The organism is Undibacterium sp. TJN19, assembly GCF_049339485.1.
GTDB lineage: Bacteria > Pseudomonadota > Gammaproteobacteria > Burkholderiales > Burkholderiaceae_D > Undibacterium.
Map to the genome: position 1 here is coordinate 16,299 of NZ_JBMPPL010000010.1, position 13,687 is coordinate 29,985.

General features: G+C 48.8%; 10 protein-coding genes and 1 pseudogene. 4 read left to right on the top strand and 7 right to left on the bottom strand.

Annotated features, from left to right (window positions below; all coding sequences use genetic code 11):
- Positions 1-135: 135 nt before the first annotated feature.
- The gene (locus tag ACO0LH_RS22110) at positions 136-2,142 is read left to right on the top strand and encodes a zinc-binding dehydrogenase (protein WP_422943305.1); all 2,007 of its coding nucleotides are present in this window, start codon (positions 136-138) and stop codon (positions 2,140-2,142) included.
- A gap of 154 nt (positions 2,143-2,296) precedes the next feature.
- On the opposite strand, the gene ACO0LH_RS22115 is transcribed toward ACO0LH_RS22110, so the two are convergent.
- Complete coding sequence (locus ACO0LH_RS22115; protein WP_422943306.1) at positions 2,297-4,459, bottom strand: S46 family peptidase; 2,163 nt, start codon at positions 4,457-4,459, stop codon at positions 2,297-2,299.
- Between the two features lie 219 nt (positions 4,460-4,678).
- Between ACO0LH_RS22115 and ACO0LH_RS22120 the strand changes: the two genes are divergently transcribed.
- Positions 4,679-5,266, top strand: coding sequence for a PilZ domain-containing protein (locus tag ACO0LH_RS22120; RefSeq protein ID WP_422943307.1), 588 nt, complete (start codon positions 4,679-4,681; stop codon positions 5,264-5,266).
- A 1,003-nt stretch (positions 5,267-6,269) separates the two neighbouring features.
- On the opposite strand, the gene ACO0LH_RS22125 is transcribed toward ACO0LH_RS22120, so the two are convergent.
- Positions 6,270-7,175, bottom strand: coding sequence for a LysR family transcriptional regulator (locus tag ACO0LH_RS22125; protein WP_422943308.1), 906 nt, complete (start codon positions 7,173-7,175; stop codon positions 6,270-6,272).
- A gap of 93 nt (positions 7,176-7,268) precedes the next feature.
- Between ACO0LH_RS22125 and ACO0LH_RS22130 the strand changes: the two genes are divergently transcribed.
- Together ACO0LH_RS22130 and ACO0LH_RS22135 are read left to right on the top strand one after the other, a co-directional pair.
- The gene (locus ACO0LH_RS22130; RefSeq protein WP_422943309.1) at positions 7,269-7,733 is read left to right on the top strand and encodes a VOC family protein; all 465 of its coding nucleotides are present in this window, start codon (positions 7,269-7,271) and stop codon (positions 7,731-7,733) included.
- A gap of 66 nt (positions 7,734-7,799) precedes the next feature.
- Positions 7,800-8,117: pseudogene (locus tag ACO0LH_RS22135) on the top strand (IS21 family transposase); the annotation flags it as partial.
- A 74-nt stretch (positions 8,118-8,191) separates the two neighbouring features.
- Here ACO0LH_RS22135 and ACO0LH_RS22140 read toward each other — a convergent pair.
- From ACO0LH_RS22140 to ACO0LH_RS22160, 5 genes are read right to left on the bottom strand one after another with little or no spacing between them, the layout of a single operon-like run.
- Positions 8,192-9,859, bottom strand: a complete 1,668-nt coding sequence (locus ACO0LH_RS22140; RefSeq protein WP_422943310.1) for an acid phosphatase — start codon at positions 9,857-9,859, stop codon at positions 8,192-8,194.
- Between the two features lie 39 nt (positions 9,860-9,898).
- Positions 9,899-10,513, bottom strand: a complete 615-nt coding sequence (locus ACO0LH_RS22145) for a PqiC family protein (RefSeq protein ID WP_422943311.1) — start codon at positions 10,511-10,513, stop codon at positions 9,899-9,901.
- Positions 10,510-12,186, bottom strand: a complete 1,677-nt coding sequence (locus ACO0LH_RS22150) for an intermembrane transport protein PqiB (protein ID WP_422943312.1) — start codon at positions 12,184-12,186, stop codon at positions 10,510-10,512. Before ACO0LH_RS22150 ends, ACO0LH_RS22145 begins: the two co-directional genes overlap by 4 nt.
- Positions 12,179-12,835: a paraquat-inducible protein A gene (locus tag ACO0LH_RS22155; protein ID WP_422943313.1), complete on the bottom strand. Its 657-nt coding sequence runs from the start codon at positions 12,833-12,835 to the stop codon at positions 12,179-12,181. Before ACO0LH_RS22155 ends, ACO0LH_RS22150 begins: the two co-directional genes overlap by 8 nt.
- On the bottom strand, positions 12,828-13,481 hold the full coding sequence (locus tag ACO0LH_RS22160; RefSeq protein ID WP_422943314.1) for a paraquat-inducible protein A: 654 nt from the start codon (positions 13,479-13,481) through the stop codon (positions 12,828-12,830). Before ACO0LH_RS22160 ends, ACO0LH_RS22155 begins: the two co-directional genes overlap by 8 nt.
- Positions 13,482-13,687: the final 206 nt, after the last annotated feature.

Consider the following 13,687-nt stretch of genomic DNA (forward strand, 5'->3'; position numbering starts at 1 on the left):
GGATTTGTGGATTTTGATTAAGCTAGTTTTAATTTCATTGATCCATATATAGATCAGTGATTTTAATTATACCCATTTATTCCACCAATGGATCAGCGTAGTATCACCTTCACACCAAACATGAAGGAGAACACGATGTCCCCACTTTTCACATCCACCCAGGTCGGCCCTTATACACTTCGCAACCGCATTGTCATGGCACCAATGACACGTTCACGTGCCGATGATGACACGGGTGTGCCATCTGATGCCACTGTGCTGTATTATGCCCAAAGAGCAGACGCGGGCCTTATTATCACGGAAGGTACAGCCCCTTCTGCAATGGGCAAAGGTTATGTCCGCACACCTGGTATCTACACGGATGCACAAGTGAATGCCTGGAAAAAAGTAACGCAGGCCGTTCATGCCAGAGGCGGCATTATATTTTTACAGCTGATGCATACTGGCCGTATTTCTCATCGTTCCATGTTGCCTGATGCGATGACACCAGTGGCCCCTTCTGCCATTCTCCCTGCGGGTACCGTATTTACTGCGAGTGGGCCTCAAGCACTGGAAATGCCACGCGCATTGAGCACTGCTGAAGTCGCTGCTGTCATTGAAGACTATCGTCTGGCGACCAGGCGCGCACTGGAAGCAGGCTTTGATGGCGTTGAGTTGCATGCTGCTTCAGGCTATTTGCCGGAACAATTCCTGTCTTCCGAAACAAATCAGCGCACAGATCAGTACGGCGGCAGTTTGGAAAACCGGGCGCGCTTCATTATGGATGTCTTAACCGCCATGACGACAGAAGCTGGTAGTGACAGAGTGGGAATCAAGATTTCACCTGAAATGAATTTTAATGATGTGAAAGACGGCTCACCACAGGAAACCTACGCTTATCTGGTGCAACAAATCTCACCATTGAAACTGGCCTATCTGCATCTTGCAGTTCAAAGCAAAGTAAGTTTTGACTATAGCAGCGCATTGCGTCCTTTGTTTCATGGCCCCCTTCTTCAGGGCGGCGGACTGAACCAGGAAAAAGCTGATAACTTGATTGCACATCAGCAGGCAGAGGCTACCGTTTTTGGCTCGCTGTACCTTGCCAACCCTGATCTGGTTGAACGCTTGCAACTCGGTGCTCCGCTGAACAAGCCTGACAGGGACAGTTTTTATTCTGCTGGCACCAAGGGTTATACAGATTACCCCTTGCTATCAGAAACAGGTAACCGGGCTGTCCGGATTCACCAATACGGCGGTGCCGATACGCCTGAACTGGAATATGTTCCCCGCCCTGTCGCTGCACCCGGTGAAATCATCGTTCACGTTCATACAGCTGGCGTCAATGGCTTGGACTGGAAAATCAGGGATGGCTTGGTGAAAGATGCATTCCCCCTACCCTTGCCTGCAACATTGGGCATAGAACTGGCAGGCGTTGTTGCAGAACTGGGTGAAGGAGTGACAGGTTTTGCAGTTGGCGATCGCGTGATGGGGCCTTTATCAGGATTGGGCGCTTTCAGTGATTATGTCGCTGTGGCTGCCAATAAACTTGCTCTGACACCTGCATTGTTAAGCGATGTGCAGGCCGCAGCAATTCCAGTCGCAGCCTTGACAGCGTGGCAGGCCTTGTTTGAAGCTGGTGAATTAAAAACCGGGCAAACGGTATTGATTCATGGGGCAGCTGGTGGCGTAGGCAGTTTTGCCGTTCAATTCGCAAGACAGGCAGGAGCACGTGTCATCGTTACGGCACAAGGTGTTAATAGCGGTTATTTGAGTGGTTTGGGAGCTGACATGGTTATCGATTACCGTACCAGCAACTTTTGGGAGAACATTGAGAACGTTGACCTGGTATTGGACCTGGTTGGCGGTGATACGCTACGCAAATCCTGGCAGGTACTTGCAGATGGCGGCCAGATCGTCAGCACTGCTGCACCAGAGATCATGGCACAATCAGCGCATGATCAAGCTGGCAAGCACGGGCATCGTGGAAAATGGTTCCAGATGAAAGCAGACAGTCAGCGTTTAAGTGAAATCGCCATGATGGTCGCAGAAAGCCGCCTGCTTGTTCACATATCCGAAGTGGCTGATGTGACAGATGTCAACGATGCAATTGAACGCAACAAGACCGGGCATGGGCCGGGCAAAACGGTGGTCAAATTCAATTAACTGAAATAATGGCTGAAATAACAATTGAAATAATTCAGGTACCAAACTGAGCAGCTTAAAAACAAAGAAACCACCTCCATGCCTGGAGGTGGTTTCTTTTCATCTATTTCACCAATGATGTGAATTAAAAATCCGCATCATTTTTACAGACGATTTACTCTGCGCCCATTTCCTTCAGCAGGCGATCTGCTTTATCTACATGCTTCATTTGCCACAACATATAACGCAAATCAACTTGAATGGAACGGGAATTAGCCTTGTTGTAATCCCAGTCAGAAATGATGGAATCCAGAGTGCCGTCAAAAGCCAAGCCGATGAATTCACCTTTGGCATTCAATGCTGCCGAACCGGAATTGCCACCAGTGATATCCAGTGTTGCCAGATAGTTTACCGGTACAGTTTTGAGTTGCGGATCCACATATTTGCCAAAATCCTTGGCCTTGATTGCAGCCAGTTGTGCCGCTGGCGCATTGAATTCGCCAGTACCGGTTGCTTTTGGCGGGATGCCGTTGACAGTGGTAAAGGCGCTCCATGCCAGACCATCAGCGGTACCATGATCACGACCTGCCACTTTGCCAAAGGTTACGCGCAAGGTGCTGTTGGCATCGGGGTACACTGCCTGGCCTTTGCTATTCATATAGGCGATTTTTGCCTTCATGTAATTGCCATAAGCCTGCTGGATTTTACCTGACAGTTCTTCATCTTCAGCTTCACGCTTCAAGCCGCCTTCGTACATGGCAACAGCTGCCTTGATGAAACTGTCATTGCTGGCTTTGAAGTCTTCAGGTTTGGCATTCAACCATACACTACGTGCAGCCTTGTCACCCATTTTGCTGCCTGCATACAAGCTGTTCAACAGGGATTTCAAGTCAGCTTCTGACATGCCGTCTTTAATGCCTACAGCAGCATCAAAATTGGCATTACGCTCTGCTTTTGGTTGCGCGGCGTATTTGCTCAGGCTGTGCAAGACCAAAGCCTTGTCGACTTTCTCATCGTAATTGCGCTCTGTCCCCTCAATGCCCGCCTTGAAGCGTGGCAAATCTCGTACCTGGAAGCCTGCTTTGCGCTCTGCATCCGGCTTGGTGGATTCATTGGACAAACGATACAGGGTACGTGCTGTCACCAAGAATCGTGGATAAGAACCGGTCAGATTAAAATCACGTTTACCCAGGGCATCACGCTCTGCGATCAGTTTTTCTACCTGTTCGATATCGCTTGCAAATTCCTTGGCACGTGCAGGGTTGCTGTTGATCCAGGCTTTCAGATCATCATGCTCTTTGGTTTTGCGTGCCAGAATATCGCTGCCTGCATAGCTGTCAAGCATGCCCTGGCGATTTTTGTAGTAATTATTGATACCTGCCACCTGACTCGCATATTTGAGCTTGGCATCAGGACTGTCGCTGGTTTCCTTAGCAATGATTGCCAGCATTTCGCCCATATCCTTGACTGTCGCTGGATAGTTCCAGTCGAAAGTGTAGGCAACTTCTGATGGCAGACGATGACGGTTGGTGCGGCCTGGATAACCGAGCACCATGATGAAGTCACCTTCTTTGAGATTATCTTTTGCCAGTTTCAGGAAATGCTTGGGAACGTAAGGCACATTGTCTTTGCTGTAATCAGCCGATTTGCCGTCTTTGCTGACATAGGCACGATAAAAGCCATAGTCGCCAGTATGACGTGGCCACATCCAGTTATCGGTATCGCCACCGAATTTGCCCACGCCTTCAGGTGGTGCGTGTACCAGACGTACATCTTTAATTTCCAGCTGTTTGATCAGGTAAAACTCAAGTCCGCCATAATACGGGTAGACGTTGCAACGATGGCCTGCATCTTTTTCGCATTCGGCGATCAGGGATTTCGAATTCTTTTCAATCGCATCAACACGCGCCTTGCCATTCAATTTGGCAGTGACCTTGTCGATGATTTTCCCACTGACATTGCTGACGTCTTTAGTGACGAAAATACGTGAGCCGGGGGATGCCGGCAATTCTTCTTCCAGGCTATTTGCCAGGAAACCGTTCGCCAATAAATTGCGCTCTGGTTTGGAGTTATGCGCCACACTGCCATACACGCAATGATGGTTTGTTGCTACCAAACCTTGTGGCGAAACAAAGGAAGCCGAACAACCACCCAGGCTGACGATAGCCCCCATAGGGAACTCGGTCAATTTGGTCAGCGTTGCAGGATCCAGTTTCAAGCCGTCAGCCTTCAGCTGTTTGGCGACTTGTGGCAGTTGCTGCGGCATCCACATGCCTTCATCAGCGCTGGCGATCTGGCATAGGCTCATGACCGCCAGAGTAGTAAGTGTTTTTTTCATCATATTATTATAGAAAAAATGTGAAAATAGAAAATGATTCCCTCTTTGTTCCAAAGAATATATCTAAGGCCCAATTGGATTAGTCTAAAAATAAGCTAATAAGTTCATTCTTTTTCAGATTAAGTTGGCGCTGGAACTGAATGCGCAAAGGCCAATGGGAATCCTTAATAATTTCCACGTGGAAATTATTGATAGGTTTTTTTTATATATAATGGTGCCATGCACAAAGTACCTGGAAAAAGAAAAGTCTCCTATGGCTCTGAACCGGCAGCGCCGGAGTCTCCTGACGCGTTGCTCAATGAAGCCACAGCAGAAGACAGTGTTTTAACACCACCTGTTCTTGCCCCCGATCTGGGTGACATGATTTCAGTCCAGGACTCTCCCCCCTCTCAAAATGCCGAGATCTCCCAGTCACTCGCCAAATTCCACGCGGTCAAAACGCAGTTATTACGGTCACACAGCCGTTACCTGGTGAAATGGGAGGTCGTTTTAATTCATGAACTTGGCGGTGAAAAACTGACCTATTACGGCAAGATCAATGACATTTCCGAAAATGGTCTCAGCATGTTTTGTGAATTCAATGTCTTTTTTAATGGAAGAGTCAGCATCATCATGACGCTGCCCCCATTGAATGTTGGCCTGAAAGCACAAAAGATAGAAGTGGAGAGCAGAATGGTCTATACCATTCTGTCTCAATATTCTTTCCGGCTAGGTCTGGAATTTTTAAATTTTCGCGATGGTGAAAAGAAAATATTAATGGATCGACTGGAAAGCAGTAATGCAGCGCTCCGCCCTGGAATTGCTTAAACTTCGAGAGCAAACACATTTAGATCAGCATTGCAATATTCAAAATCCTTTGTGCAAACCGTTGTTACGCAAAACTAAGAGTTGCAGTCAGGTCACCCGGGGGTAAGGCCCCTCTTTCAGCAAATGAGATCCGCGCGATGGGCTTGACGGGATTGTTGATGGCATATTTGCAAATCCTACAGCATGCACCCCAAAGCTTGTCAACTTTATAGCTTTGCGCTGTATTGACGGTTCGGACTCAGGCGATACCTGTCTGTCTGATGCGCAACTCGCTGTCGTCAATATCGGACAAGGGACGTGGTATTTAAGGGAAGTAACACTTACCGTAGCGACGGATATAACCTGACCGGTAACGAAGACGACCCAGGAAACTTTGTGATTTAGGTCTCAGGAAACGGTGATCTCAAGACAGCCGGACAGTATGTGAGAGTTTCTATAAGCTAAATTGCTTCTATATTGTTGCGAATTTCTAGCTCGTCTTCCAACCATGAGTCGCACCATCACAAATCAAGGCTCTGACCAAACGAAAAAGATAAATCAGAACGGTGAACTTCTAGTCCCCTTGGGCTAAATTCTTCGGTGCGAAAATAGGTTGCGTGCTAAGAAGATGCTTAGCACTGGTACGGTAGTAGCTTATAGTATCGCTGAAAGATGACAGCCCCGATTTGGATTGCCCTGGCCACCATGTATCTTACATTACCTCCTCAGAATCAAAAACGATACCGCGAATAGGTGACGCGTGCCAGTCCAGGCTGATATTCGTCGCCAAGAATAAATTCTCGCGGAATCATTAATCATTTTTAATTCTAAGAGTTCAGAAATTTATAATCATCTGTATGTCCGCAATGTGCCGTTGAAAGAATTTGGCGTTGACCGCTGTAGAGAGAAAATATACCGTCGAAACCGTTACATTGACTCGGTAAAGATATTGCAGGTCGGAAATTGGAAAAACTTGTTGCAGCCACTGAGCATTGTGAATACACATTTTTTGCGACGTCATGCGTTATGCTGTTTCTGTAATCATATTCACAAAAGCACGCAAAGGACCTGGCATACGTCTACTAGTAAAGTACAGCCTTGGACCTTCGAATCGTTGCCACCAGTCGGGCATGACCGGCACGAGCTGTCCGCTTTCGAAAAAGGGATCAAGCCAATTCTTAAATGTGCATATGAGGCCATGCCCATCACATGCGAGGCCAATTGCAGCCGCCGCTGCATCAACCCCCAAAATCAAGCGACTCGGCGGATCAACTCTGATCTTCTCGCCATCCCGCTCAAAATCCCAAGCGGTGAGTGCTCCGCTGGTGAAACGCAATCTTACGCATTCATGCTGTAAAACCTCTAGCGGATGGTTTGGGCAGTCGCGGCCATCTAAATAAAATGGCGCTGCGGCAAGAGCCAATTGCTGCCACTGAGGGCCAATCGGTATTGCAATCATATCCTGCGCTAAATTTTCGCCATAACGAATACCTGCATCACATCCTTCGGCGATCGCATCAACTAAGCGATCATCCACGATAATTTCTATCTTAACCGCGGGATGCATGACAAGGAAACGATCAATCAAGGGAGGCAAAATATCAACCATAACCGCCCCAGTAACATTCAATTTTAGAAGTCCCTGAACCTGTATGCCGGGACCTCCAAGATCGCGTATCGATGAATGTGCCTCGGCAAACAATGGCGAGAGGCGATTTTCGAGCAAACGCCCTACCTCAGTTGGCATGACACTGCGGGTGTTGCGAATTAAAAGAGGTAATCCTAATTGCTTCTCAATGCGAGTGATGATCTCGCTCACGTGGGAAGGAGATAATCCAAGCTGTTTTGCTGCCGCGCGAAAGCCATTAGCTTTGCAAACTGCGACAAAGACAGACAAATCGTCCAGAGTTGGCTCATGATTGTTCTTCATAGCGATCAGTCTATTCGGTTCCAGCATCGTTATCAATCCATTTATTGAACGTTATGATTGCTGCACTAAATTTACTTTATGGAAGAATACAGTATGAACTCAGTTGATAACGCCCTGCCAAAAAACGCATCCAGTCCATTCGCTTCTTGGAAAGGCGACCATATTGGCATTCGCGTGCCGGACTTTGAAGCTGCAGCCGCTTGGTACACTCACAAGCTAGATTTTAGGTTGGTACGAACAATGTTATTAGGTGAAAAAACTCTCGCTTTTCTTGCGCCCGCAAGCGATGACAGTTTTCTTATCGAATTTATCGCAGGTCCGGGATGTGCAGAACGCCCTAGTTATGAACAACTAATCGACACCCATACAGTTGGTGGTTGGCACCACCTTTGCATGCGCGTGGCAAATGTCGACGTAGCTATCGAAGAATTAAAGCGCCGCGAAGTCAGAATCGTCAGCGAGGCGCGAGACGCGCCAGGGCTGGGAGTACGATTCGCATTTTTCAGCGATCCTTGGGGTAATCTTATTGAGATATGTCATCCGATACAGCAATTGTGATTTGCATGGAAAATTGACCCATGTTTAGCACACAATCCTACTTATATTGATGAGTAGGGGGCAGAAGTGATTGATGTAGCATTGCTAGATATTATTAGATGCTGGCACATTCGTGACCAGATCCCATTACGAGAGATTGCCAGACGACTAGGCATCTCTCGCAACACTGTCCCACGCTATCTGCGCTCAGAAGTCACAGAGCCAGCATACGCGGATCGATAAACAACAAGTGCCATCGATAAATATGCGTTACAGCTATCAAGCTGGCTTAGAACCGAAGCTAGCAAGAATCGTAAGCAGCGATGAAGCTTAAAACAGCTTCATCTGGATCTGAAAGACCTGGGATTTGAAGAGTCGCATGACCGGGTGGCAGCCTTCGCGAGGTAGTGCTTAAACTTCGAGAGCAAACACATTTAGATCAGCATTGCAGTATTCAAAATCCTTTATGCAAACCGTTGTTACGCAAAACTAAGAGTTGCAGTCAGGTCACCCGGGGGTAAAGCCCCTCTTTCAGCAAATGCCGCATTGCGTACCTTCAAGCCTTCCAGCAAAGGCAGGTCATGCAGACGCATAATGAAACGCATGATCGATGTGGTGTCATAAAAATTATGATCGACGTTTGCCTTCTTCGCATACGGTGAAATAATGATGGCCGGAATTCTTGAGCCAGGTCCCCAGCGGTCACCTTTTGGTGGCGCAACATGATCCCACCAGCCGCCATTCTCATCAAAAGTCACAACAACGAGCATGTTTTTCCACTGCGGACTTTTTCTCAAATGTTCCAGCACATTGGCGACATGCTGATCGCCGGATTCAACATCAGAATAACCGGCGTGCATATTAAGATTACCTTGCGGTTTGTAGAACGTTACCGCAGGCAATTTACCGGCGATGACATCTGCCAGAAATTTATTGGAGATAGGGCTGTCGCCCAGGCCACCATCGCGCAAATATTCGGCACGTGCAGCAGTACCGGGTGCGAATTGTTTGAAATAATTGAGGGGTTGATGGTGATACTGGAAGTTCGGTTTTTCCCCACCACCTTTATATTCCAGGGCGGCCTGCCATGCACCTCCATACCAGGCCCAGCTTACGCCTTTCCTTGATAGCAAATCACCTATCGTATCGTAAGTTTGTGGAGGCAACGTACTCGGATCTTCCGGATCAGCAAGTGTCGCATCACCATCCAGCGGAGGTTTGATATAACTTGGCTGGTAAGGCGGCGCCATGGTGTTGACGGCATAGCCATCCGGCGTGATCGCACCGTCTTTCACATATTTGGGTTTGCCATTCAGTGCAGATGGAGGGCTATCTTTATCGAGTGCGAGTTTCGTCCCTTTCGGACCATCTTCAGTAACTGCTATTTTCTTCCTTGCATGCCCTTCTGACGCGTGGAAATATTCAGGTGTCCGCCCCGATATCAGAAATTGGTGATTCAGGTAAGAGCCGCCAAATGCTGCCATGAAAAAATTGTCGCATAAGGTATATTGCTGGGCGATTTTCCATAAATCCAGGTTTTTATGCGTTTCGCCGTAATGCCCCATAGGCAAGCCCCCTGAATCCGCCCAGGCAACAAACTGGTCGTTTTTGCCGCCATTGATCTGCATCTGATTTTGATAGAAAAGATGACACAGGTCACGCGTAATGACGGAAGTTGGTAACGGCTGGCCTTCGGCATCTTTCAGCGCAAAGGGCGCATTCGGCAAATCATGGATTTTATCTTCGTCTATCATGTAGGTCTTGCCACCCAGACTTTGGCCGCGAGGCACCATGCCACCCCAAACTTTTGGCAAGCTTGGCAGGATTGAACCGTCCCGGTCTTTTTGTGCCGAGGCCGCCGAAGGTACTTCGGACAATGGATAGCGAACACCAGGAAAATTGCCGAACAAATTATTGAAACTACGGTTTTCCAGATAAATCACCACGACGTTTTTTATATGCGTCTTGATTTTTGTATCAAGTGAACCGCTTACTCTGGTGTCCGGCTTGGCAACCGCAGCCTCGCCGATGATCGGCAAACTGCCTGCAATACCAGCCGCTGCGGCACCTTGCAATAAGCGGCGACGGGAAGGATCAACTGGCAAATCCATGTTATCGATATGGCCTGGGATTTTTTTGTCTGACATGATGACTTCGCTAAAACAAATGAAAGTTCAAATAAAAAGTTAATTACTGCCAGTAGCCAGCTTGGAGTTACTTTGTACAGTTTTTACAAGCTGACTGGATAATTGCAATACCGCTTCAGACACGGCAGGGGCTACGGCTTCATAGCCCTGCCCGTTCAGGCGGATCGTGAAAACATTGCGGTCACGCTTGAGTAATTTTCGACTGCCATCCTGTAAGAGCCAGGTCGCTTCCAATGTCAATTGATCACCGCTTTGTATCAGCAACTGGTCGATCTGTATCTTCAGATGATAGCGTGGCAAATTGGCAGATGCCACGGTGCCTGCGCTTGCCTCAGATGACATCCAGGCTTCTGGCAACTGGGTGCGCAAATGCGCAATAAGTGCCTGTGTGATTTGTTCATCCAGCGGCGCGACCCAGCGCTGTTCATCAGAAACCAGCGATTCTGTTGCTGATTTCTGGATAACCAGTTGCGGTCTGTTAACAGCGTCAGGCAATTTGACGCTGGCGATCAGCAATTCATATTTGGGCTCTGCGGTGCTAAGCGCCGCAACCGGATAGTTAAGCCGGTAAAAATGTTCAATGACCGGGGTGGTGCAAGCGCTCAGCGACAATATTGCCAGGCTTAAGGCTATTATTTTTATGTTTCGCATCATGGCTTTACCTTTTGTTTACCGAAGACCAGCGCATCAGGATGTCGCTCCAGCATATCAGCCAGATTAGCCACGGCGCGGGCTGATTTGGCCACCTGCTTCAGCGATTCGCGCACGTCTTGCTGCAAGGGCGCATCTTCTGCGAGCACTGCGTTGGCACTGTTGAGCGTGCCACGTGCTTCCTTGAGAGTTGACGTCAATTCTGGCGTCACTTCAGTATCGAGGCGGCGCACCAGTTTTTCTGTGCTTGCCAGCGTGGTATTGAGTTTGCTCAACGCCTGTACCAGTTCAGAAGAAATTTGATCAAACGGCAGTTTGTCTATTTTCTTGGCAATGCGTCCAACCGTATCCTGGATTTCACCAAGACCACCACCGACTGTCGGCAGCACGGGGTAACTGCTGCTCCAGTCCATTTTGGCGGGCGGCGCATCAGGGAAGAAATCCAGGGCAATATATTGTTGACCGGTCAGCAGATTACCGCTACGCAACTGGGCACGCAGGCCGCGTGCCAGCAAGTGATCCAGCAAGGAATGCTCTTTGGCTTCCGTATCATCATCAGGCAGACGCGTACCTGACCTGACCCTGGATTTCAGACGGTCCGGATAAAGGCTGACCTCCACCGGAAAACGTGGCAACCGGCCATTTTCAGTAAATTCCACACCCAGCGATTTCACTTCGCCGATCACAATGCCGCGCAAATCTACCGGAGCGCCTTTTGAAAGGCCGCGCAAGGTTTCGGGGAAATACATCAGGAAACTGCGAACCTTGGTATCGGGTGCGCGCATCGCATGCTCACGGTCTTCAAACAAGGAAAAAACGGCACCTTCAAATGCCGGCTTGCCACCGGGTAGCGCATCATCATGCTCCTGGAATGCCAGCCCGCCCTCAATCAGTGAAGTCAGCGATTCGGTGGTAACGCGCAGGCCATTGGCGTCCAGCTGCATATCGACACCGCTGGCGTGCCAGAAACGCGTATCAGCAGTGACGTACTGATCATAAGGTGCATCGATAAATACCCTGATGGTGACGCCCTTGCCATCCTGATCCAGGTGAAATTTGGTGACATGCCCGGCATTGATATGCCGGAAGAATATAGGAGAGCCGTAATTAACAGATCCGGTTTGCGCGCCATGCAAGACAAATTCGCGTCCTGGTGAGTCGCGATTAACCAGGGGTGGCTCTTCCAGACCGGTAAATTCATTGGTCGTGGTATCTGCCATACCGACATCAACACTGATGTAATTGCCTGACAATAAGGTACTCAGGCCAGATACCGAGCCACCGGAAATGCGTGGTTTGACGATGAAAAAACGGGTATCGGTAGCCAGGATATCTGAAGCGCTTTTGATCAGTTGCGCAGTGACCACCACACGTTTGCGGTCAGCCGACAAGGTAATTGCTTTTACATGGCCGACATCGACATCTTTATAACGTAGTTTGGTTTTACCGGCTTCCAGCCCTTCCGCGGTTTTAAAGGTAATGGTAATCACAGGCCCCTGACTGGTAACACTATGCACGACCAGCCAGAGCCCTATCAGGGCTGCAATGATAGGCACTGCCCAGACAAAGGACGGCATGCGCCTGCGCACCTTTACCTTGACAACCGGCACTATGGCATCAACGGTTTTTTCTTTCTCTGCCTGTGTTTCGGCATTTTCTGAAGTTGGATCACTCATGAGAATTTTTTTTAGTCACCCAGATTAAACGTGAATCAAAGCTTTGTGCGGACAGCATCGTCAACACGACAACAGCACCAAATGCCAGTGCCCCGCCACCAGGATGAACTGATGCCAGGGATTGAAACTGTACCAGTGCCACCAACACCGTCACCACATACACATCCAGCATGGACCAGCGCCCTACTGCTTCGATAACGCGAAACAGCTGGGTGCGCTGCAAGGGGTTCCAGCTTGATTTCTGCCAGCTTGTCAGCAGCAGCAGGCTGATGGAAAACAGTTTCAGTAAAGGGACGACAATACTGGCGAAAAAAACCAGTAATGCCAATGGCCAGGAACCTGTATCCAGCAACACCAGCACGCCGCTCATGATAGTGTCATCTTGCGCACCAAAAATAGTATCGGTGTGCATGACTGGCAGTAAATTGGCAGGTATATACAGAATTGCAGCAGCCACCAGATAGGCAAGCGATTTTGCCAGGCTGTCTTTATGACGCAAATGCAGTGAAGCACCGCAAACCGGGCAATGGGTAGCAGCTTCATCTTTGGTGCAGCACAAAGTTTCACAGATATCGCAACTGAGCAAGCCTACCTCTGCCCCTGTCTTGCCGGCCAGATTGGAAGTGGGGATAGGCTGGTACTCAGACATGCTTTACTCCGGCATTCATTTCCTGAGATGCTGGATGAGCCCATAGCCACACATTGCGTGGGGTGAGTATGGACGTCAATGCGGCTGTAACAAAAATGATGCATGCGCATGCCCACAAGGCCGGGCCTATCACAATATCAGCCATGTTTTGCAGCTTTACCAGCGAAACCAGCAGGCCTAGCATGAATACTTCAACCATGCTCCATGGCCGCAGTGTCTGTAAAAAACGCAAGGGAGCACCCAGCGCTCGGCTGGCGTCACCGAACTTCAATAAACATAAAATATACAGCGCGACCGATATCTGTAACGCTGGCACCAACATGGTGGTAAGAATGACCAACATGGATATGATATGCATGCCGTCGTCCCACATCGCCAAGGCTGCATTGAACAAGGTGGTGTCACGGCTGACTTGTTGCACCTTCAGTGTCAACAGCGGGAAACTGTTTAATATCAATAACAGAATCACTGACGTGATTGCCACAGCCAACGCCAGATCCAGACTGGCCCGGCCATTCCTGTAAAGCGTGGCCTGACAACGCGGGCAGCTTGCTGCTTCCCCGGTCGACAGCGCCGCGTCAATGCAGATCAGGTCGCACTCGTGGCACACGATAAATTTGTTGGCAGGCGAAATGGGCGCAGTCACTTTCTGAAAAAAGACTGGCCAAATACCAGCTTGCCAATAGTGTAATCAATTTTTTTCTTTAATCATAGTGAGACCGTTGTCTGTACACATAACGGCAGAAGCTTGATTTTCACCCTCTGCGACACAAAGCAATAATACGCCACACAGGATCAATGCTTTATTGGCAATGATCCTGTTGGACTTGAAATCGATATGGGAGGACTCAA